Annotated in this window: 19 protein-coding genes and 1 pseudogene; 9 read left to right on the forward strand and 11 right to left on the reverse strand. The window is 47.1% G+C overall.

The genetic code is table 11. The features are described from left to right. Both B7991_RS08645 and B7991_RS08650 read right to left on the reverse strand, forming a co-directional pair. Entirely contained in the window at positions 1–2,238 is a 2,238-nt protein-coding gene (locus tag B7991_RS08645; RefSeq protein WP_254917900.1) for a TonB-dependent receptor, read from the reverse strand. Positions 2,239–2,363: 125 nt separating this feature from the next. Continuing rightward, complete coding sequence (locus B7991_RS08650) at positions 2,364–3,566, reverse strand: hypothetical protein (RefSeq protein ID WP_088630461.1); 1,203 nt, start codon at positions 3,564–3,566, stop codon at positions 2,364–2,366. Between the two features lie 178 nt (positions 3,567–3,744). On the opposite strand from B7991_RS08650, the gene B7991_RS08655 reads away from it, so the two are divergent. The 3 genes from B7991_RS08655 to B7991_RS08665 all read left to right on the forward strand — a co-directional run bounded on the left by B7991_RS08655 (position 3,745) and on the right by B7991_RS08665 (position 7,693). Further along, the gene (locus tag B7991_RS08655) at positions 3,745–5,508 is read left to right on the forward strand and encodes an ABC transporter ATP-binding protein (RefSeq protein ID WP_088630462.1); all 1,764 of its coding nucleotides are present in this window, start codon (positions 3,745–3,747) and stop codon (positions 5,506–5,508) included. Next, positions 5,501–7,228: an ABC transporter ATP-binding protein gene (locus tag B7991_RS08660; RefSeq protein ID WP_088630463.1), complete on the forward strand. Its 1,728-nt coding sequence runs from the start codon at positions 5,501–5,503 to the stop codon at positions 7,226–7,228. The genes B7991_RS08655 and B7991_RS08660 overlap by 8 nt, the downstream gene beginning before the upstream one ends. A gap of 162 nt (positions 7,229–7,390) precedes the next feature. Continuing rightward, on the forward strand, positions 7,391–7,693 hold the full coding sequence (locus tag B7991_RS08665) for a type II toxin-antitoxin system RelB/DinJ family antitoxin (protein WP_088630464.1): 303 nt from the start codon (positions 7,391–7,393) through the stop codon (positions 7,691–7,693). 22 nt (positions 7,694–7,715) lie between these two features. Here B7991_RS08665 and B7991_RS08670 read toward each other — a convergent pair whose 3' ends face one another. Together B7991_RS08670 and B7991_RS08675 are read right to left on the reverse strand one after the other, a co-directional pair. Beyond that, positions 7,716–8,054: a class I SAM-dependent methyltransferase gene (locus B7991_RS08670; RefSeq protein ID WP_303395821.1), complete on the reverse strand. Its 339-nt coding sequence runs from the start codon at positions 8,052–8,054 to the stop codon at positions 7,716–7,718. A gap of 115 nt (positions 8,055–8,169) precedes the next feature. Then, positions 8,170–9,351 (reverse strand): alpha/beta hydrolase, encoded by a 1,182-nt coding sequence (locus B7991_RS08675; protein ID WP_254917902.1) that lies wholly within the window; start codon positions 9,349–9,351, stop codon positions 8,170–8,172. A 105-nt stretch (positions 9,352–9,456) separates the two neighbouring features. Here B7991_RS08675 and B7991_RS08680 point away from each other — a divergent pair, with 105 nt between their 5' ends. Beyond that, positions 9,457–10,245, forward strand: a complete 789-nt coding sequence (locus B7991_RS08680; RefSeq protein WP_176421787.1) for a ZIP family metal transporter — start codon at positions 9,457–9,459, stop codon at positions 10,243–10,245. Positions 10,246–10,247: 2 nt separating this feature from the next. On the opposite strand, the gene B7991_RS08685 is transcribed toward B7991_RS08680, so the two are convergent. The 5 genes from B7991_RS08685 to B7991_RS08705 form a co-directional block, all read right to left on the reverse strand. After that, positions 10,248–11,651 carry an ATP-binding protein gene (locus tag B7991_RS08685; protein ID WP_088630465.1) on the reverse strand — a complete coding sequence of 468 codons (1,404 nt, stop codon included), beginning with the start codon at positions 11,649–11,651 and terminating at the stop codon, positions 10,248–10,250. Positions 11,652–11,768: 117 nt separating this feature from the next. Continuing rightward, positions 11,769–12,257, reverse strand: coding sequence for a GNAT family N-acetyltransferase (locus B7991_RS08690; RefSeq protein ID WP_088630466.1), 489 nt, complete (start codon positions 12,255–12,257; stop codon positions 11,769–11,771). Positions 12,258–12,275: 18 nt separating this feature from the next. Continuing rightward, positions 12,276–13,157, reverse strand: coding sequence for a LysR family transcriptional regulator (locus B7991_RS08695; protein WP_088630467.1), 882 nt, complete (start codon positions 13,155–13,157; stop codon positions 12,276–12,278). A 71-nt stretch (positions 13,158–13,228) separates the two neighbouring features. Next, positions 13,229–13,537 carry a type II toxin-antitoxin system RelE/ParE family toxin gene (locus B7991_RS08700; protein WP_088630468.1) on the reverse strand — a complete coding sequence of 103 codons (309 nt, stop codon included), beginning with the start codon at positions 13,535–13,537 and terminating at the stop codon, positions 13,229–13,231. After that, entirely contained in the window at positions 13,538–13,783 is a 246-nt protein-coding gene (locus B7991_RS08705; RefSeq protein ID WP_088630469.1) for a type II toxin-antitoxin system prevent-host-death family antitoxin, read from the reverse strand. Between the two features lie 197 nt (positions 13,784–13,980). Here B7991_RS08705 and B7991_RS08710 point away from each other — a divergent pair, with 197 nt between their 5' ends. The 3 genes from B7991_RS08710 to B7991_RS08720 all read left to right on the forward strand — a co-directional run bounded on the left by B7991_RS08710 (position 13,981) and on the right by B7991_RS08720 (position 16,543). Next, positions 13,981–14,520 (forward strand): flavodoxin family protein, encoded by a 540-nt coding sequence (locus B7991_RS08710; protein WP_088630470.1) that lies wholly within the window; start codon positions 13,981–13,983, stop codon positions 14,518–14,520. Between the two features lie 35 nt (positions 14,521–14,555). Then, a complete protein-coding gene (locus tag B7991_RS08715; RefSeq protein ID WP_072827658.1) occupies positions 14,556–15,167 on the forward strand; it encodes a DUF1349 domain-containing protein in 612 nt (203 codons plus the stop codon). Positions 15,168–15,328: 161 nt separating this feature from the next. Then, entirely contained in the window at positions 15,329–16,543 is a 1,215-nt protein-coding gene (locus B7991_RS08720) for an alpha/beta hydrolase (protein ID WP_088630471.1), read from the forward strand. Positions 16,544–16,626: 83 nt separating this feature from the next. Here the strand turns inward: B7991_RS08720 and B7991_RS08725 are convergent, their stop codons facing one another. Next, positions 16,627–17,292 carry an MmcQ/YjbR family DNA-binding protein gene (locus B7991_RS08725; RefSeq protein WP_176421788.1) on the reverse strand — a complete coding sequence of 222 codons (666 nt, stop codon included), beginning with the start codon at positions 17,290–17,292 and terminating at the stop codon, positions 16,627–16,629. A gap of 205 nt (positions 17,293–17,497) precedes the next feature. Here B7991_RS08725 and B7991_RS15125 point away from each other — a divergent pair. Together B7991_RS15125 and B7991_RS08740 are read left to right on the forward strand one after the other, a co-directional pair. Next, positions 17,498–18,657 (forward strand): annotated as a pseudogene (locus B7991_RS15125) (multidrug effflux MFS transporter). 39 nt (positions 18,658–18,696) lie between these two features. Next, positions 18,697–19,179 carry a cyclophilin-like fold protein gene (locus B7991_RS08740; protein ID WP_254917903.1) on the forward strand — a complete coding sequence of 161 codons (483 nt, stop codon included), beginning with the start codon at positions 18,697–18,699 and terminating at the stop codon, positions 19,177–19,179. Positions 19,180–19,550: 371 nt separating this feature from the next. Here B7991_RS08740 and B7991_RS08745 read toward each other — a convergent pair whose 3' ends face one another. Further along, a complete protein-coding gene (locus B7991_RS08745; RefSeq protein WP_073423837.1) occupies positions 19,551–20,120 on the reverse strand; it encodes a sugar O-acetyltransferase in 570 nt (189 codons plus the stop codon). Positions 20,121–20,696: the final 576 nt, after the last annotated feature.

Genomic DNA, 20,696 nt, shown 5'->3' on the forward strand with positions numbered 1-20,696 from the left:
CTATTTAAAACTGTAGCGAATCTTTGTTGCAAAACTTCTACCCGGTTTACTTTCACCAAACTTATCGAACGATTCGCTATCCGTGATATTATCAACTTCAAAGCTCCAGCCCAGTTTATTGTCCCAAATGGAATATTCAACGCCCACATCCTGCGTGAACGAAGCCTTAATTTTACGGCTCTGGCGGGAGCTAATCTTCCAGCCGTAGAAATATTCATCCGTATAATTTGCGGACCACCAGACTTTCAAGAAGTCTTCTTTGCCAAACAAATCGCCCATATGGAATTCCGCAAGATAGTTCATAAAGAATCGCGGAATGTTAGGCACAATCGCCTTCTTGGGAACGCCCTGTTTTGCCGTATATTTCATGTTACGCAAATCTTGGAAAGTCCAGTTCGTTCCGAGCAAAACCCATTCATTGACATCCAACTTCACATCACCTTCGTAGCCCCAAGCACGAATCGGATTCATGTTAAAGTAAGGCGTAGACATCTGAGCCGAATTCATGTAATGGATTCGATTCTTGTAGTACGAATAAAACACATCACCATCAAAGCGGAGCCTTGTCACAAGCGGCAATTCCTGCAAATCCACAGAAATTCCAAAGTTAAAGTTATCAGCCTGTTCGGGCTTGAGGCTTGTCGCCGCGCTCACGCGAATGCCATCACCAAAAAGTTCTTCAGGAGTCGGTAAGCGCACAGCATGCTGATACGAGGCCTTCACAGAAAGTGGCTTTGCCACCTTGAACATCAAACTTTCATCGTAACTGAAATCATTGTAATCATTTGATTCCACCGCAGGTTCAATCAGAAGACTCGTCGGCATATTCGAAATTTCAGCCTTCATGTAATGGAACTTGAAACCGAGAAGATTCTGGAGACGCGAATCAAAGAAATTATTTTCAAGAGAAAGTCCCGTCGTTATCGAGAAAACTTCTCCCGGAAGCCCCGCCGTGTTAAACTGGGCCATTTTAGCGCCGTAGTCGTCCTCAGGATTTTCCTTGTGGTACTTGATGAGTGTATTCCAATAAATCTTTTGATCCTTAATAAACTGGTAATCAAAATTCAGCAAGTTATTGAAATCATACACCTGCACCGTACGCAATCTCGGAAGCCCCATAGACACGAGTTCGCCCACATTCTTTTGAGCCGTATCGCAGCTAAACCAGTTGCGACAATGGACACGGCTCGTATCGATGACTTTATTTTCGGCAAAGCCAAACGAAAAATAGTCACCGAAATTCAAGTTTTTCGCAAAGAAATTCTTCTTGTCCAGTCCGAGCGAAGCTCCAAAATTATAGCCTTCAGAAGCCGCTTCCTTAATGCGATTTTCAATACCCTGAATCTGCTTGTCAAATGCACCAAAGCCTGCACCCAACGAAATTTGGTCAAACCAGGCGTTCATCAAATTTGCAAAAGCCTGCACATTGTAAGAGGTATAATGGTCGTGATCGCGAACAACGCTCGTATCCGCACCTGTAGAGCTTTTCATGTACGGCGATGTAAATTCGTAATCGTTATCGGAATGGTTAAAGTAACCGGACACACCAATTTCAAGGCTTGCAGCACCCGCAATGCTATCAATCAAATGGCTTGCGGCAACGGAAGCTTTGTGCGTATTGAAACTTGAAAAACTGTAAGAAGCGTCCACAGAATTTGTCGGGCGTTTTTTGGTTACAATATTAATGGCACCGCCCGCACCATCTGTCGCAAAACGTGCCGGGATATAGCCTTTATAAACTTCAATATCCGCAATCTGGTCAATAGGAATATCGTCAAGTCCCAAATTTCCCTGCGTTTCAACAGGAACGCCGTTGACAAGCACCTTGATGTTCTTGCCTTCCATGCCGCGGATATTGATTTTGCCTTCGCTACCCATTCCGCCAGACTTGCGCACTTTCACGCCAGACGCAGAATTAATAGCCTTGGAAACGCTCTTGCTCGTATTTTGCAATTCAGCGGCATCAATCGTAGAAACCGATTCTACCTGTTTTGCAATAGCAGTCTGCTCCGCTTCGGATTCCGTTTCAACCGAAAGCAAGTCCAGCTTTGTGACATCTTCGGAATTTGCGGAAGCGCCCGCAGCATTTACTTCAGAAGCGCCACCATTGGAAGCATCAGTCGCATTGCTTTCCGCGACGGATTCATCAAAATCTTCGAACGAAGTAACTTCGTCATCCTGCGCATAAGCAGAAACAACGGCAAATGCCGCAAAAGCGGCAAAAACAATATTTTTCATTTTACGCAAATTCATATTCTACACGAATCGTCATTCTGAGCCTATAAAGGCGAAGAATCCAGGGCATTACTCTCAACTTTAAAATGCACTGGATCCTTCGTTTCACTCAGGATGACGTAGAGGGTTTACTTCAGCGGCACAATCCACATCGGGATCTGTTCAGCCTTCGCAATTTTCTTAGCCTTATCCGTCTTCGGATCATAGCGGAAGTATGCATTGCCATTTTCTTCAGTAGAGACCGCAAAAATTACGTTGCCATCATCTTCCACATACTTGCCGTAGCTTGCCCAGCTCGAAGAATAACCAATCGGCAAAGCCTTGATCTTCTTCTTGGCAAGGTCAACCTGCACCGGCTTGCAAGTGTTATTGTGATAGCTATCCATGTCCGTCCAAGTCTGCTGCAAATCAACCATCACGTTCAAGAAAGCATAGACATAGCCATCTTCCGACGGGTACGTTGCCGGAGAGAGGTACTTGAAGTTACCCTTTTCCGTAAGGTTCTTAATGCCAACTTCTTCGCTGACCTTCCAAACGTACTTTTCGTCGAACTTGGTTTCACCCACCTTAATGCGGAGGAAGCCATCAACCTGGCCAGGAGCGTAGCCCCAAGAAGCGTTACTGTAGCAGTAAATGTAACCGTCAAGCACAATAAATGCCTGGTTCTGGGAGTCATCCAAAGAACCCACAGCAGCAATGCGGTCGTCCTTGGCAACGTCAATTACTTTATCCTTCTTGATATCGATAATAGCGACCTGAGCTTCGTTACCCGTAGCATAGTCGCTCACGTTCTGCAAGAGACCCACATAAAGGCGATCGTCAACAATCACGCCAGTTCCCGGGCTCACCACGAGAGCGTCCTTATCCTTGTACTTGGAAAGATCAATTGCACCAGTCTTCTTCATGGTTTTCGGGTTGATGATGATCAAGGAATCGAGCATACCGCCCAAATAAGCCTTTTCATCGTTGACAAAATAAATGTGGTTTACCCAAGTTCCCGGGAGAGAGAGCTTTGCGGTCACCTTGCCAAGTTTGTTGTTTTCAGCCAAGCTGTAACGGGAAATAGAGCCAACATCCAAATCAGCGATGAACAGGGAATTATCGTAATAGACAACACCTGCACGCGTACCGACTTCAACAAAGTCCTTGCCCAAATCATCCGTGTGATCGAGGGACATTGTGCCGATAAACATCGTTTCGCCGGTCGAAATGGAAGTCGCAAATTCGCGCTTGTAATCATCCGAATCAGAGCTTGCGTTGTTCGAAGAATCGCTACCGCAGGCGGCAAAAAGGCTTGCAGCAAAAGTAAGTGCAATAAGTTTTTTATTCATACAGTTCTCCTAGGGTTATACACCTTTTAAGTTTCGCCCGCATTTTAGAAATCCCAAAAGACCGCCTCAACTCCAAATGGACTCAAACCAATCCAAAAAGTTAGATATGACTAATATAACCTTTAAAACAAGACCTCAATAAATTAAAATTGGTGCGAAAAACAAACAGAAGGTAACTATGAGTGTTTTCAAAAGACTAACACCTTATATGCAATCGCGAAAAATTTTATATCCGTTTGCACTTTTATTTTCATCATTGAGTTCCATCGCTGGGATCGCTCCCTTTATATATGTATGGCTCATCGTCCGTGAATTATTCGCCGACACAGGTAATATTTCATACGACATGGTCAAGCATTACGCATTGATGGCGGTCATTTTCTCGGCAGCAAGCGTCGCACTTTACTTTTCCGCCCTCATCTGCTCGCACTTAGTTGCCTTCCGCATCGAAGGCAACATTCGCAGAATCACCATGAAAAAATTACTCAAGCTCCCGCTTGGCTTTTTCGACAAGAATCCCACCGGACGCATCCGCAAAATCATCGACGACAACGCAGCCATCACTCATACATTCATGGCGCACGAGCTTCCGGATTTGGCAGGAACCATCGTCGTTCCCATCGCCTCGCTCGTATTGTTGTTCATTTTCGATTGGCGTCTTGGCATCGCATCACTCGTCCCAATTGCCTACGCCATCATCACGCTCGGCTCCAAGATGAACAAGAGCAAGGACTTTATGCAAAAGTACATGAAGTCTCTCGAAGATATGAACACCGAAGCCGTCGAATATGTGCGCGGCATTCCCGTCGTTAAAGTTTTCCAACAAACTATTTTCTCGTTCAAGAATTTCTATAAAACGATTGATGATTACCATCAAATGGTCACTGCATATTCCAGCAGCTGGAAGTTCATCATGTGCTCTTACACGACGCTCATCAACGGCGTCGCCCTCATCCTTGTTCCCACGGCATTCCTGATTGCAACAAGTTCAGGCAACATCGCCGCAACGATTGTAGACTTGATGCTCTATGTTCTCGTGACCCCCGTTTTCTCGCAGTGCGTCATGCGCAGCATGTACTTGAGCCAAGCAGTCAACCAGGCAAAACTCGCCATTGGTAGCATTGAATCGTTGACAGATTACCCGGAACTTGCTACACCGACAAACCCGCAAGAAGTCAAGCATTTCGATGTTGAATTCAAGAATGTCAAGTTCACCTACCCCGGCACAGAAAATGAAGTCCTTCATGACATTTCATTCAAAATAAAGGAAGGCGAAACAGTCGCACTCGTTGGTACATCTGGCGGCGGCAAGAGCACCATTGCAAAACTCGTCCCGAGATTCTTCGATGCCAACGATGGTGAAATTTTAGTCGGCGGCGCGCCCATCAAGGAAATACCCCAAGAAGTCCTCATGAAAAACACATCATTCGTTTTCCAGAATACTCGACTCTTCAAGAAGAGTATTTTGGAAAACGTCCGTTACGGAACTCCTGAGGCATCCATTGAAAGCGTCAACAAGGCGCTTGATCTCGCCCAATGCCGCGAAATCATTGACCGTCTGCCCGAAGGCATCAACACCATCATCGGCAGCAAGGGTACATACCTCTCCGGCGGCGAACAGCAGAGAATCGTCCTTGCCCGCGCCATTCTCAAGAATGCACCGATCGTCGTTCTTGATGAAGCGACCGCATTTGCAGACCCCGAAAACGAAAGCCTTATCCAGCAAGCACTGCAAACGCTTTCGAAGGGCAAAACAGTCTTGATGATTGCACACAGACTCACAAGCATCGTGAATGCCGACCAGATTCTCGTCGTACAAGGCGGCCGCATCGTGGAACGCGGCACGCACAAGGAACTCGTTGAAAAAGGCGGCATATTCGCCAAGATGTGGCAAGATTATCAGCAGTCCGTCAGCTGGACTATCGGAGGCAAGAATGTATAACTGGATTAAAAATCGCTTTGTCCTCTCTGATGAAGGTACAAAAACATTTATCAAAGGTGTATTTTGGACAACGTGGCATTATCTTTCGTTAATGCTCCCGCTTTCGTTCGTATTCCTGTTCCTCAAGGAATTCATGGCGAAAATGCAAAATCCGTCGGCAGAACCGCATAATTTCTGGGTTTACATAGCAATTGCGGTCGTCATTTACCTCGTCATGTACTTCATCTACGCGCTTTCTTACGACAGCACGTACGAATCCGTCTATTCGGAATGTAAAAAACGTCGCATCACGCTCGCCGAAAAGTTGCGCAAACTCCCGCTATCATTCTTCGGCAAAAAGGACCTTTCCGACTTGACTTCGACTATCATGAACGACGTGAACGCCCTTGAAATGATTTTCTCGCACGCCGTTCCTGAAATTTTCGCAGTCGCCGCGATGCTCGTTATCTGCGCAGTCGCACTCATCATTTACAACCCGTTGATGGCGGCAGCACTTTTGTGGGTTGCACCGTTTGCAGGATTGCTCATTTACCTGTCCCGCAAATTACAGTTCAAAAACTTCAAGCACACCTACAATGCGGCCCGCGTCATCACCGAAGACATTCAGGAAAGCCTTGAAAATATTCAAGAAATCAAGTCCTACTGCGAAGAAGAAAGCGTCTGCAAAGCATTGGACGATCACTCCAAATTCTATGAACATTCCCAGATTAAAGGCGAATTCATGTCAGGAGTCATCCTGAACGGTGCACAAATTTTCCTGAAACTCGGCCTTGCTTCCGTTCTCATTTTCGGTTCTATCCTCCTTGCACAAGACAAATTAAGCATATTTGATTACCTCGTGTACATCGTCTGCGCATCGACGATTTACAGCCCCATCTATCTCGTTCTAAACAACATAACGGAACTTTTCTTCTTGGATGTCCGCCTCAAGCGATTCAAGGAAATGGACGATATGGAAGTCCAGCGCGGTTCCACAAAGTTCGAACCCGCCGATTATGACATCGAATTCAAGAACGTCGATTTCTACTACAACGAAGAAAAGCAAGTTTTGAAGAAGGCTTCGTTCACCGCCAAGCAAGGCGAGATCACCGCACTCGTGGGCCCGTCTGGCAGCGGAAAGACAACCGCTGCAAAGCTCGCCGCCCGTTTCTGGGACATTCAAGGTGGCACCATCACGCTCGGCGGCCAGGACATCTCGAGAATCGATCCCGAAACGCTCCTCAAGAACTTCTCCATCGTCTTCCAAGATGTCGTGCTGTTCAACACCTCCATCCGCGACAACATTCGCATCGGTAAGCGCGACGCCACCGACGAAGAAATTCTGCGAGCCGCAAAACTTGCAAACTGCGACGACTTTGTCCAAAAGCTCCCGCAAGGCTATGACACCGTCATCGGCGAAAACGGCGATACACTCTCCGGCGGCGAACGCCAGCGAATCTCCATCGCCCGCGCCATTCTCAAGGACGCCCCCATCGTGCTCCTTGACGAAGCCACCGCAAGCCTCGACGTCGAAAACGAATCCAAGATTCAGCAGAGCATTTCGGAACTTGTGCAGAACAAGACCGTCATCATCATCGCCCACCGCATGCGCACCATCGCCAATGCCGACAAGGTGGTGGTCCTGCAAAACGGTCAAGTTATCGAAACCGGCTCCCCCGCAGAACTCAAAGCGAAAGGTGGCCTCTTCGGCAAAATGCTCAAGCTCCAAGAAGTAAATTAGAACTCATTCAATAACCACCTACTAAATTGCCCCGGAGAAGTCCGGGGCAATTTTCTTAACATATTCTTGTCATTCCCGCCTCCGAGCGGGAATCTCCATTTTTGTTCAGCGCCCCACTCAAATGTATTGCTTTTGTACGGACAAATATGTATATTAAATAACATGAACAAAACCGCAAATTTATACGCCCGCATAGAGCCCGATGTCAAAGAACAAGCTGAAAACATCCTAGAAACTCTCGGTATATCCGTTTCCAGCGCTATCAACATGTTCTATAAGCAGATTATTCTGCAACAGGGAATTCCCTTCGATGTGAAGCTGCCTAAAGCTCCCGAAAATGCCGCTAAATGGTCAAAAGAGCGCCTCGACACGGAACTCGAAAAAGGATACAATGACATGCTGAAAGGTCGCACCCGCCCTGCAGCGATGGTCCTTTCCGATGTCAAGAAGAATCACAAGATATGAATTTATAGAAGCGAAATAATCTTTATTTCCTGCATTCCACATACGCTAAATCAATCCGCACTTTAATAACGCAATTTTCCGTTATCGTCCAGCCATTTCCTTTCAAAAAAGACTTGTATTCGTCTTCCGTCCATTCGTGCGCAAAGCGGACACCGACAAGACTCAAAAGCTTTTGCCACAAGTTTCTTTTGCCGTCAGCAGGGAATATAAAGTTCGGTGCAATGAGTATACCGTCATCTTTCAAGACGCGGCGGATTTCCGCAAGCGCCTTCGAGGGCTCCGGGATAATGTGGAGAGCATTCGCAATCACGACCACATCAAAAGCGTTGTCCATAAACCGCAACGAAGTTGCATCGCGAATTCATAAACCGCGCGCAAAGATATTCCAAATGTTCTTACTCATCATTTTCTCCTAAAAAACGCACTTCCCTCATGACAAGGAAAGTGCGCTAACCGATTAAAACAAAATCTAATTATTAAAAGTTCTGCGCAACGACAATTTGCTTCCGCAAAATGGCACCATCCAAGAATTCAAACATCGTGCGATAAGCGTTATCGCGAACATCCTTGCGCGAGAGGAACAAGTCGTGCATGCCGTCCTCAATCGTTACGGTCGTGACATCACTACCCAATTTCGGAGCCCACTTTTCAAGGAGATTCACATCTAGCATGCAGTCGCAACGCATGTAGTCGTCATCCCACTTGACCGTATTTACCGTGCAGCCGCTACGCATCATAAGGACAGGGGCCTTGATTTGCATTCCCGCATGGATCCACTTGATGCCGCGAGTTGTCGCACGGAGGTATCCAAAATACTGTTGTGGCCATTCATCGCTTTTCAATTCACGATTGAATTCCCACTCGCCCCTTTCACTTTTCAAAAGAGATATGTTGTACTTAGGGGCTTCCTGTTTCGGAGCGGGTGCATCGGGCAACAACAGCGCAATATCCGAAAACACAGGGAAAGCCACGTTGCGGACAAACCAGCTATTTTTATAATCTAGGAACGGGCTATTCAAAACGAGAGCCGCAAAATCTTCGCTATTACGTTCATTCAGGTAATTCGGCGTAATCAGCCCGCCCTGCGAATGGCCGAGAATGACAAACGGCAATTTTGCATTCGAGCCTTTCGACGCAATCTTCTTGCAGAGCGCTACAGCAGCATCCAACTCTGCATAGTATTCCTTGACGCTACGCATATCCGAGCGCGGCTCGCCTTCACTATACGAACGACCATTGTAATGCAAGTCAATCGCAAAGAACGCAAAACCCGCGGAATCCGATTTTTCCGCAAGCTCTTCCTGGAAGAAGTAATCATTGTAACCATGCACATACAAGATAATTCCGCGCGGATTCGGTTCATGCGTCACCGCACGCGGAGAACTTCCGTAAGGATATTCAATTAACGTTGCATGAAAATCCTTATCATACGGTTTTACGTCAATCGGGTAAACCTGATAAGGTTCGCCAAGTTCCGGGTCCACCGACTTCTGCGGCAAAGCGTTATCAACGATAGTCTGCAACGTAGCAGCCGAGAGTTGCTTACTGTAAGCTTCGTCCCGCTTCTTTTCCTTGCAGGCGGCAAGACATGCATTTGCAGAAGTTGTAAAAAGCAATACGGCAGAGGCCGCGACAACAAAAGACTTTAACTTATTCATGCGTCTACGATACAAAAATGCAATCGTTCACGCTACTCCAATTAGACCTTCAAAACTCCAGCGCGTTTTTTGAAATTGTCAAGTTTTAATACTATCTTTTTTCGTATGACTCAACCCATTTTACCCATTATTCAAGGTCTCACCATCCCATTTTTAGGGACGGTTCTCGGCGCAGCCTGCGTATTCTTTATCCGCGGGCAAATGAAGCAGAACCTCAAGCGCGGACTTTTAGCATTTGCGGCTGGCGTCATGGTAGCGGCATCCGTCTGGAGCCTGCTCCTCCCAGCAATCGAGGCTAGCGAGCATTTGGGTAAATTAGCGTTCGCCCCCGCTGCAGTGGGGTTCTGGGCAGGTATTTTGTTTCTGTTCATTTTGGATAAAATCACACCACATTTGCATTTGGGCAGTCAAACTCCCGAAGGTCCGAGAGCAAAACTCAAACGCACTACGATGCTCACGCTCGCCGTAACACTCCACAACTTGCCCGAAGGCATGGCCGTTGGCATCGTTTTCGCAGGGTGGCTTTCCGGGAACGTCGCCATCACGCTCTCGGCCGCATTCGCTCTTTCCATCGGTATCGCGATACAAAACTTCCCTGAAGGAGCAGTCGTTTCTCTCCCGCTAAAAGCCGAAGGCGCTTCGCGCAAAAAAGCATTCGCGCTCGGAGCGCTCTCCGGAGCTGTCGAACCCATCGGTGCCTTGATTACCTTAATCGCCGCCGAAATCCTTTCGCCATTTATGCCCTACCTGCTCTCGTTTGCGGCAGGCGCAATGATTTACGTTGTCGTTGAAGAAATGCTCCCCGAAGTGAGCGAAGGCGACCACTTTGACGCAGGCACGATCCTCTTCGCCGTCGGCTTCACGCTTATGATGGCACTCGACAGCGCACTTTAAAATCAAGCAAACAATTCTTTTATCGAAATAACCTTGTAATTGCCCAGATTTTTTATTTTCTTCTTGACTCCAGCAGTAACACCCTTTCTGGAAAAAATCCAAAAATACAGATTGTCGCGTTTAATACACGGTGCGCACGCCTGCAAGTCAGAAAGTTCAGTCTCATCAAACGCCTTTTCAGTGTATTTACATTCGCAAAGAATGGCATTATTTTCATCTTGGGCAACAATGTCTATTTCCTCTTGACGTTTCGCAAGAGGGTTATTACCCCACCAGCGTCCAACTTGTTCAGCAAAAAACGGAAGCTCGCCATTATAGGATTTTTCCATAATAAACTGCGAGCACACTCTTTCAAATCGATGCCCAATATATCCATTTAAACTTTCAGTTGTAAACTCTCTGTCGTAATAAATTTCAGGAGAAATAAGCCCATTCAACATATTCAAATGTTTGAAGATAAACCTGAAATAAAAAGCAAAGTAATTATCGTCAATGGAATAAAGCGTATTGCGAGCCTTGCCTTTTTCGCCAACAGGGATTTCAGTCTTGATAAATCCCAAATTTTGAAGGACGTTTAGATATTTCGCAATCTTTGCACTTTCTTCACCGACCTTCATCTTTATATCATTAAGCGTTGACGCACCAGAATTAATAGCAAGAAGAACATTCTTATAAAAAAGCGTTTCCTTGAGTTCCATGCGAAGCAACGTATCAATTTCATTGTATAAGTAGCCCGTTGTAGAAAGGCAATTCTTGATAATGTTCTCGCGAACGGAAACGGAATCGTCAAAAAGTGAAAGGTATAGAGGAATACCGCCAAGAATTGAATAAACCGTTAGGACTTCTTCGTCACTATATTTTGGGAAAAAATCTTTAGATTCTTTATATGAAAATGGTTGCAATTTCAGATCGACAGTTTTGCGACCATATAAAGGTTTGGTAGAATCATCAAACAAATCCTCAATAACAGAGACTTCAGAACCGCACAAAATTAAAAATATATTCTTTTTTTTCAGAATTCGGTCAATCGCATTCTGCAGTCCCGAATCGTATGCAGGATTTGAATTGTACAAATAAGTAAATTCGTCAATAATGATATTCACACGTTTAGAAAAAGCGGCTCCATCGATGAACGAGTAGACCTCTTGCCAAGTCTCAAGTGAATTCAAAAAATCGCCAGCATTTAAGACCCGCTTCAATTCCGTACAAAAATTACGAACATTATTAGCTTCGCTCCCTTTGTCAGCAGTAAAGAACACAGTATCCTTTTCATGAAGCGAGGCAAAGTGAGCCAAAAGAAAACTCTTGCCCACACGCCTACGACCATGCATGATTAGCATTTCAAATTTCTTAGACTGATAAAGATCTTCAAGAAGCTTTAATTCTCTTTTACGTCCGACAAACATCTTATTTACTCCAAAGTTATTAACTTTAAAGTTATTTACTCTAGAGTTAATATAAAAATTTTATTTTAGAAAGTCAATAGACCTATCCAAAAGCGCTTTTTTTTGCAAAAAAAATCGCTACAGTTCAATATAGTGCGGGATAATATCTTCGTAGTTCCCGTCCTTGAGCAAGAAGCCTTTGGGAATCACGCCTAGCTGCGTAAATCCGAGCTTCTTGTAGAGTTTGAGCGCAGACGTATTTGTCGCGACAACCGCATTGAACTGCAAAATCCTAAAGCCGATTTCCTTCGCTTTCGCGAGGCAATCCTTCACGAGAAATTCACCGATGTGCTGGCCGCGCTTGTTCTTCTTGACTGCATAGCTTGCATTCGAAATGTGCCCGCAGCGCCCGACATTATTCGGGTGGAGAATGTACAGCCCCACAACCTCGCCGGAATCTGCGTCGATGGCGACGCCCGTGAACGACTGCGACTTGAAAAACTCGTCTCCCGTCTGCGGGGTAAGCTGTTCCATTTGCGGAAACGCGATGCCGTCTTCGACAATGTCGTTCCAGATTTCAATCGCGTCGTTGATATACTTTGTATTATATTGTTCAATTTTAAGCATGAGAATGATCTCCTTTTTTTATTCCCCCAGCACGTGTCGGAGCGTATCGAGGAAAAGTTCGCCCGCCCGCGTGAACTGCTGGCCCCGCCGCCAAATGATGTACATGTTGGTGGTGAGTTCGGGCATGAGAGGCCTGAAGCACAGGCGCGAAGTACGGCTCGTATCCACAAGGCCGTCGAAAGTGAGCAGGTAGCCCGTGCCCTCTTTGGCAAGCACCGAACCGTTGTACGAAAGATCGAGCCCCACAATTACGTTCAGCTTCGAAATATCGTCGCCGAACCATTTCGGCAAATCCGCCACCATCGCCTGGCGCGACGCCATCAGCGGCTTGTCGAGCAAGTCCCTCGGCTCGATGAAATCCCGCTTGGCCAAAGGGTCGTCGCGACGCATCACCACGCCCCAGCGATCCACCGAACGCACCGCAAGGCAGTTGTACTTTTCCAAATCAACGTTATCTACAACCACCGCGAAATCAAAAATGCCCTTGTCCAACTTTTCCAGGGCGCGCTCGCTGTCGCCCGAATATAAGTTGTACTTAATCTTCGGATAGTCGTCCCGGAGAATCGCGATGCATTTCGAAAGAAAGTTCACGTTCCGCGATTCCGCGCAGGCAATGGCGATTTCACCCACCACCTCGTCTTCCTTAAGCGACTTGAAATCCTGCACCGTCCTGTCCGCCATCGAAAGGATATCCTCCGCACGCTCCCGCAAGAGTTCCCCCGCAGGCGTCAGCCGAATCGCGTAGTTCGTGCGCTCGAAAAGCTTCTCGCCCAGTTCCTCCTCCAACTCCTTGAGCTGGCGACTCACCGTCGGCTGCGTCACGCAAAGATTATCCGCCGCGCGCGAGACATTCCCCAACCGCGCCGCCTCCAGAAAATACCGCAAAACTCGAAGTTCCATACCCGAAAACTAATAAAATTCAAGCCCTGCGGGTATGAAATTGCAAAATAATGCCCGGAAGGAATAACTGATTACAATCTCAAAATCCTCAGATAGTCCATCCGGCTATTCAAAATTCGAATGACAAAAACTTTATCACGTTCGTTCCGGTAAAAGACCAAATACCCGCTGACAGAAAGGCAACGATACTTCGTCAAGCTATTTACCTTACCTCTTAACGAAGGGCCGATCTCGGGGAAAACGGCTAGGTTGTCAATGGCGTCAAGAATTTCAATGATTTTTTCATTTGCCACTTTAGGGCTGCCTAGCTCGGATTCTATATAAGCGTTGATGCCGTCTAAATCTTCGACGGCTTTTGGCGAAAATACGATGGAGGGCATCTAGACCTCGTATTTTTTCCGCACATCAGCGGCGGAAAGCCATCGTTCCTGTTCGGCGGAGCGTTCGCCTTCGGCAAGAGCCTTCTGTAACTTCAGTTCGGCGACCATGCGTTCGTATTCCTTGATGTCTATTACAACGTAACAACCGCGACCGTTCTTGGTCAAAAAGACTGGAGAATCTTCGGTCACGTTCTGAAGAACTTCGTTATAATTGCGCAAATCAGAAACTGGCAAAATACAGGGCATGGGGAACCTCCTTTCCTAAAATACAAAATTTTAAGAATAATTGCAAGTAAAATTCAACGAAGTATGCGCCGTATTGCGAGTTTTCCGCCTTAAATCTATGCCTAATAAGCATATCTAGTTATGAAAACAAAGTATTTGCAATATCTGAAAAATGGAGGTATATTTGAACATGTAAAGACTTCAACCGAGAGGAACCTATGAAAAAAGTATTGGTCTTGTCCAGCAGCTTGCGCAAGGGGAGCAACTCCGAAACTCTGGCGCAGGAGTTCGCGAAGGGTGCCGCCGAGGCGGGCAACAAGGTGGAATTCGAGTCGCTACGCGGCAAGAAGATCGGTTTTTGCATGGGCTGCCTCGCTTGCCAGAAGAAGGGCAAGTGCGTCATCAAGGACGACGCTCCCGCCATCACCAAGAAGATGGAATCGGCCGACGTCATCGTGTTCGCGACACCGATTTACTATTACGAGATGAGCGGCCAGCTCAAGACGATGCTCGACCGCGCGAATTCCCTCTATTCCAGCGATTACAAGTTCCGCGAAATTTACCTGCTCACTTCTGCCGCCGACACCGACGCAAAGGCTATGAACATTGCGAAACGCGGCATTGGCGGATGGATTGCCTGCTTTGACGGCGTGAAGCTCAAGGGCGCTCTCTGCGCCACAGGTGCCGAAAGCGCCGGCGATGTCAAGAAAGATTCCGCGCTCCTGAAAAAAGCGTTCGCCATGGGAAGTAAAGTTTAATAAAGGGTGATCAGCTATGAAAAAAGGTATTCCTCATGAAGCAAGTTTTTGACACTGCCGACCTGAAATGGACTCGCGAACCTGCAACTTACAAAGTTGGCGAGGATGAAATTTGCATCGTGACCGATCCGCATACGGATCTCTGGCAAAGAACTTATTACCGTTTTCGCAACGACAATGCGCCGGTTCTTCAGATTGAAACGGAGGAAAAATTTTTCTCGTTTGTCATGAAAACAGATTTTTCTGGAAGCCATCATCGCTTCGATCAGTGCGGAATCGCTATGTATCTTGATTCTGAAAATTGGCTGAAAGCATCTGTTGAATACGAAAATGAAAAATTCCAGCATCTTGGTTCGGTTGTAACCAACCACGGTTATTCCGACTGGGCTACGACTGCTATCAGTGCCGAAATTAAAACGATGTGGTTCCGCTTTAGCCGTCGAGAAAGTGACTATTGCGTAGAATGCTCGCAAGATGGAAAAAACTTCACGCAAATGCGCATTTGCCACATGTGGGAAGGTGCTGGAAAAATCCGCTTTGGTATTTACGCTTGTAGCCCTGAAGATTCCTCGTTCTTGGCAAAATTTTCAGACTTTGCATTGACGGAATGCCTGTGGAAAGCTCACGACGGCCAGCAACCTGATTGAATTTGTTTATTAAATATCCATGCCTAAAAAGCATAACAAACCATAGTAAATAAGCAATTGCTATTGTACAGGGAATAAATAATATTAAAAATGTAAAAGGAGATGCCCGCTCGGAGACGGGCATGACAAATTAAGTCGAAATTTTTATTAGGAGATAAATCATGAAATCCAAATTCTTAAAAGCAGCGTTCGCCGTGGTTTCCGCATGCACCCTGATGGCATGCACCCCCGAAAAAGCCCCTTCGGCTGGTTCGACAGGCTCACCAACCTTATCAGGGACCTTGTCGACAACAAAGTCCGCAACAGAAGCAGCACAACAGACAAAGGAAGAAAATATGAACAAGCTCACGCTCACCGCCGAATGGGACAAGGTATTCCCCAAGAGCGACAAGGTCGAACATTCTAAGGTCACTTTCAAGAACCACTTTGGCATTGAACTCGCCGCCGATATGTTCGTGCCCAAGGACACGAGCCTCAAGGTGAACGGCAAGTTCCCCGCAATCGCAGTCTCCGGCCCGTTCGGAGCCGTCAAGGAACAGTCCAGCGGCCTTTACGCCCAGCAGATGGCGGAACGCGGATTCCTGACCATCGCATTCGACCCGAGCTTCACTGGCGAATCGGGCGGCGAGCCGCGCTACATGAACAGCCCGGACATCAACACCGAAGACTTCATGGCGTCTGTAGATTTCCTCTCGACCCGCGACAATGTTGACCCGGAACGCATCGGCATCATCGGCATTTGCGGCTGGGGCGGCATGGCGATTAACGCTGCCGGCATCGATACCCGCGTAAAGGCGACGGTCGCCTCGACCATGTACGACATGAGTCGCGTAACCGCGAACGGCTACTTCGATTCCGCAAACAACGCCGACGCCCGTAACGAAGCCCGCAAGGCTCTGATGGCCCAGCGCACCAAGGATTTCAAGAACGGCACGTATGACCTGGCCGGTGGTGTTATTGACCCGCTCCCGGACAACGCTCCTTACTTTGTCAAGGATTACTACGCTTACTACAAGACCCCGCGCGGCTACCACAAGCGCTCCCTCAACAGCAACAAGGGCTGGGCCGCCTCCGCAGGCACCTCGCTCATGAACACGAAGCTCCTCGCGTATGCCGACGAAATCCGTAACCCGGTGCTCATCATCCACGGCGAAAAGGCCCACAGCCGCTACTTCGGCGAAGGCGCATTCGAAAAGATGACCGGCAAGAAGGCGAACGTCCCCGCAAAACTCGACGCCACCAAGAACTGGAGCAAGACCGTCGGCAACAAGGAACTCCTCGTTATCCCCGGAGCCTCCCACGTGGACCTCTACGACAACCTGGAAAAAATCCCCTTCGAAAAGCTGAACGAATTCTTCAAGACGAACTTGAAGTAAAAATGATCGTTTAAACAAAACGTTATTCCGGCCTCAGAGCCGGTATCTGAACAAAAGCGGCCTGCGAATTGCGGGCCGCTTTCTCACGCCAGCGTATAGCTTTTATCCAGCAATTTTTTGATTTCGGTTAGCGACACAGTCCCATCAAGAATGACCGTTACCCAGCTTTTCTTGTTCATATGGTATGCGGGGAGGTAGCCGGGCTTTTTCAGGAGTTCCGGCAATTCCTTCGGGACTATCTTGAAGTTCGCCACTTCGATAATCTCGTCGCCTTTGAGGCCAACTTTTGATTTTTCGACAGTCCCCAATAGGCAATACCATTTCTTGTTTTCGTGCTTGCGGATGGCGGCGAATTGCGGAAACCGTTCCCACAGATATTCGGGCTTGTCTCCATATTTTTGCACCGCGTAGCCAATCAGGTCGTTTGCTGATTTTCTTTTGAAAATCTGCGTTTCGAAACATTCGCCGATAAATTTATCCGTAATAGTGAAAACTTCTTTGCGGATGCGGCCCACGAGGGGTCCCTGCACTGACAGCACCGAAAACAGTAGGTATTCTTCGCCGGAATCGTTGTCGAACACCTTGACAGAAACTTTCTTGCCCCGTTCCACTCTGATTTCTAGACGGAATTGCCCGCCAAGTATTTCGCGGACGAGTGCATAGTTGGAGCCTTCCTTCGTGAACCCGAACGGAATGAGCTTCTTGACAAGGAGTTTCTTGCCGTTGAATTGTTCTTCGATGCCTGTCACAAACGAAAAGATAGATAAAATTATTTTTTTGCCTTTGTCAAGAACTTGCCAACGGAAAAATTTTTTCCTAAATTCGCTTGCGAAATCAACGTGTAGCGGTCCCGCATAAGTCCAGTTGTAAGGCTTTGCGGGCTTTTTTTATGGCGATTCCGTGCGGTTTCGTCAAGAGGAATTTATGAGCGGAAAACAGAAATTCACTTTCCTTATGCTGCTGCTTGGACTGCTTTCGGCATTTGGCCCCTTCGTGACGGACCTTTACTTGCCGGCCCTCCCGAGCCTAGCAGACTACTTTGCAGCAAGCCCCTCGATGGCTCAGCTGAGCCTCACCATGAGCATGCTCGGGCTTTCGGTGGGGCAACTCTTTGTAGGCCCGCTGAGCGACAAGTACGGCCGCAAAAAGTTGTTGCTAGTTTGTCTGTTGCTTTTTGTTTGCGGGACTGTTGCCTGCATTGTCGCGTCGAACATCGTAACCTTCAACGTGTTTCGTTTGTTGCAGGGCATGGCGGCATCCGGCGGAATCGTGATAGCACGTTCCATTTCGGCAGATTCCTACCGTGGCCCCGTCCTCACCAAGTTCCTTGCGATGGTGAGCGCTGTGAACGGAGTCGCCCCGATTATAGCCCGGTGCTAGGCGGATTCTTGCTTAATTTCATGAGCTGGAAGGGAACTTTCGCTGTGTTGCTCCTGTATGGAGCGCTGTTGCTCTTTATGTCAGGGAAATTCCAGGAATCGCTCCCGGTAAAACGCCGCAGCAAAAAAACTGTCTTTGCTAGTTTTAGCTTGTATGTAAAAATATTCAAGAACCGCGCCTACGTATCGTATTTCTTGGTATGCACATTTCCAATGATTATCTTGTTCGGGTATATCGCGTCTTCGCCCTTTATCTACCAAAAAATCTACGGTCTTTCGCCCGTCGGCTTTAGTCTGTGCTTTGCGCTGAACGCCGTTTTCACGGCCATCGGTTGCGCGTTGTCGGGTAAAGTCGGCAACGAATTCAAGGCCCTTAAAATCGCGGGTACGGGAATGTTCGTTTTCGCAATTGCTGTTGCTGCCGCACTCATGACGCACGCTTTACTCCCGCTTCTGCAGGTCGCCTTCATGGGGCTTACGTTCATGTTCGGCATGAGCCAGCCCCCCGCAAACGCATTGGCTTTGAATGCGGAACGCGCAAATGCAGGCACCGCAGCCGCAGCCATCGGGGCATCGGGCTTCTTGATGGGCGGAATCGTTTCTCCGCTGGTCGGCATGGGCGACATTGCCACAAGCGTCTCGATCGTCCTAGTTGTGGGTGCCGTTTTGACGCTTGTTTCGGTTCTCGCCATCGGTTCACTATGCGCAAAAGGCATAGTGAGTCATAGCAAATAAGTATTTTGAATCGCTCGCACAATTATTTATATTGTATGTATGCGAAACATTGTCCTTATAGCGTTGTTCTTTCTCGTGGCCTGCAGCGATGCCGCGAGCCATTCGTCGCAGCCCGAAACCCAGACGCCGAAATCATCCGCAAGTTCATCTGCCCAAACGGAGGCTCCCGTGAAACTCAAGATCCATGTGAACGACACCACCTTCACGACAACGCTCGAAGAAAATTCCTCGGCCAAGGCCTTCGCCGAATTCCTCGCGCAGGGCGACATGACGCTCGACATGCACGACCACGGCAGCTTCGAGAAGGTGGCTGACCTGCCGCGCAGTTTCCCACGCAACGACAAGCAAATCGACACCGACGCAGGCGACATCATCCTTTACCAGGGCAACTCCATCACCATCTACTACGACAAGAATTCCTGGAATTTCACGCGCCTTGCCCGTATCGACAACGTAAACAAGAAACGCCTCCAGCAGATTCTCGGCAAAGGGAACGTGAAGGCTACATTTTCGGTGGAATAGATATATATTTAAGCACATGCCTGGTACACAACCTTGTGTACCGATGAAAGAGAAAAAATGCATAAACCTCTTGACAATCGCGTTCTGGCAACTTATATTTAGTGCACAAGTGTGTAGTGGTTACAGGGCGATGTAGAACTTTGGTGTTGAAGTCCCCAGTAATGTTTAAGATTTTAAACACAAGTCCTTTATGATGGTCAAAATCGCCATTCTAAGCCACGGACTTATCCACAACACGAAAGTCATACTTTCCCGATTCATCGTTATACATACGGGCACTCATCATACCGGTGCCATTATCTATGCCTGGAAACGTCATGGATGCAATCTCATTGAAATCTATGCGCATGTTCTCCTCCAAAAACTGGAAGTTATTCTTCAATATTCTTTATGATTTTTGCTGGGTTTCCTGCAATCACCACATGATCAGGAAAAGATTTAGTTACTACAGAAGCAGCAGCGATTACCGTGCTATCTCCTATGGATACACCCGGAAGAATCGTGACTCCACCGCCGATCCAGACATTATCGCCAATGGTGACCGGCTTAGGGATACCAATCTTTTCTCTTCTTGATTCTGCGTCCAACGGATGACCGATTGCATATATACAGGTTTTAGGTCCGATCATACAATGTTCTCCAATCCGAATCGGAGCTGCATCCAGGAACACGCAGTCAAAGTTTATGAACAAGTCATCGCCCGCAAAGATGTTATATCCGTAATCACAATGGAACGGGGGCTTGATGGCTATCCTCTCCCCGCAGTGCCCGAATAGTTGTTTTAACAATGCTTTTCTTAAGGACTCATCTTCCGGAGAACTATTAAAACGAGAACAGAGGATACGAGCGTTTTTCTTATCCTCCATGAGCTGCGGGTCATTTGTAAAAAAAGATTCTCCATTTGTCATTCTTTCTCGTTCAGTTTTCCTGCAATTTTCCATCATTCCCTCCACAAATCCCGATTTGTCTTAGTCTATTACTAGTCGATTATATTCAAGATTTTGTAATTTTAGTTACTTTTGTATGTGATACCCGCCGTCTGCAAATACAACACATCACTATCTTTCAGCATCTGCTTGAATTCTTGTGAAATCACTCGCATAATAGACCTCCAATAACAAATATATACTAATACTAATTGGCGATAAAAGGCAAGTCGCCGAACTCAAAGGCAAAGTCCAAAAGAAGGCTATAGAAGCATTCATCTGACAAATACATTTTTACAGAAAAAGATGTTCCCTTTTGAATCCATCTTTTCATATTTTACTCCAAATCAACGACAACTTCATCATTTTGATAGAATTTTAAAGGTTGAAGATGTTTTACTTCAATGTTTATTTCCGCAGTTTCATAGGCAAAATTGTTTACAAAAGTGCGGTGCTTGATTGCCTAAACAGTCATGTATAACATCTTCTAGGGGAATCAATCCCCTTGGCAGGCTTCACTATGCGCTTCGTGCATACTGAGCATGAAAAAATGGTATTTTGCGGGAATTGCGCATTTGTTTATATTAAAGG

The sequence above is a fragment of the Fibrobacter sp. UWB3 genome, assembly GCF_002210405.1.
In the GTDB taxonomy this organism is placed as follows: Bacteria; Fibrobacterota; Fibrobacteria; order Fibrobacterales; family Fibrobacteraceae; genus Fibrobacter.

Excerpts from the sequence above, each read along its gene's own strand:
- B7991_RS08705 (WP_088630469.1), bottom strand. The coding sequence starts at position 13,783 with ATGCCCTGTATTTTGCCAGTTTCTGATTTGCGCAATTATAACGAAGTT.
- B7991_RS08660 (WP_088630463.1), top strand. The coding sequence starts at position 5,501 with ATGTATAACTGGATTAAAAATCGCTTTGTCCTCTCTGATGAAGGTACA.
- B7991_RS08695 (WP_088630467.1), bottom strand. The coding sequence starts at position 13,157 with ATGGAACTTCGAGTTTTGCGGTATTTTCTGGAGGCGGCGCGGTTGGGG.
- B7991_RS08745 (WP_073423837.1), bottom strand. The coding sequence starts at position 20,120 with ATGGAAAATTGCAGGAAAACTGAACGAGAAAGAATGACAAATGGAGAA.
- B7991_RS08685 (WP_088630465.1), bottom strand. The coding sequence starts at position 11,651 with ATGTTTGTCGGACGTAAAAGAGAATTAAAGCTTCTTGAAGATCTTTAT.
- B7991_RS08655 (WP_088630462.1), top strand. The coding sequence starts at position 3,745 with ATGAGTGTTTTCAAAAGACTAACACCTTATATGCAATCGCGAAAAATT.
- B7991_RS08675 (WP_254917902.1), bottom strand. The coding sequence starts at position 9,351 with ATGAATAAGTTAAAGTCTTTTGTTGTCGCGGCCTCTGCCGTATTGCTT.
- B7991_RS08690 (WP_088630466.1), bottom strand. The coding sequence starts at position 12,257 with ATGCTTAAAATTGAACAATATAATACAAAGTATATCAACGACGCGATT.
- B7991_RS08715 (WP_072827658.1), top strand. The coding sequence starts at position 14,556 with ATGAAGCAAGTTTTTGACACTGCCGACCTGAAATGGACTCGCGAACCT.
- B7991_RS08650 (WP_088630461.1), bottom strand. The coding sequence starts at position 3,566 with ATGAATAAAAAACTTATTGCACTTACTTTTGCTGCAAGCCTTTTTGCC.
- B7991_RS08645 (WP_254917900.1), bottom strand. The coding sequence starts at position 2,238 with ATGAAAAATATTGTTTTTGCCGCTTTTGCGGCATTTGCCGTTGTTTCT.
- B7991_RS08740 (WP_254917903.1), top strand. The coding sequence starts at position 18,697 with ATGCGAAACATTGTCCTTATAGCGTTGTTCTTTCTCGTGGCCTGCAGC.
- B7991_RS08700 (WP_088630468.1), bottom strand. The coding sequence starts at position 13,537 with ATGCCCTCCATCGTATTTTCGCCAAAAGCCGTCGAAGATTTAGACGGC.
- B7991_RS08710 (WP_088630470.1), top strand. The coding sequence starts at position 13,981 with ATGAAAAAAGTATTGGTCTTGTCCAGCAGCTTGCGCAAGGGGAGCAAC.
- B7991_RS08720 (WP_088630471.1), top strand. The coding sequence starts at position 15,329 with ATGAAATCCAAATTCTTAAAAGCAGCGTTCGCCGTGGTTTCCGCATGC.
- B7991_RS08665 (WP_088630464.1), top strand. The coding sequence starts at position 7,391 with ATGAACAAAACCGCAAATTTATACGCCCGCATAGAGCCCGATGTCAAA.
- B7991_RS08680 (WP_176421787.1), top strand. The coding sequence starts at position 9,457 with ATGACTCAACCCATTTTACCCATTATTCAAGGTCTCACCATCCCATTT.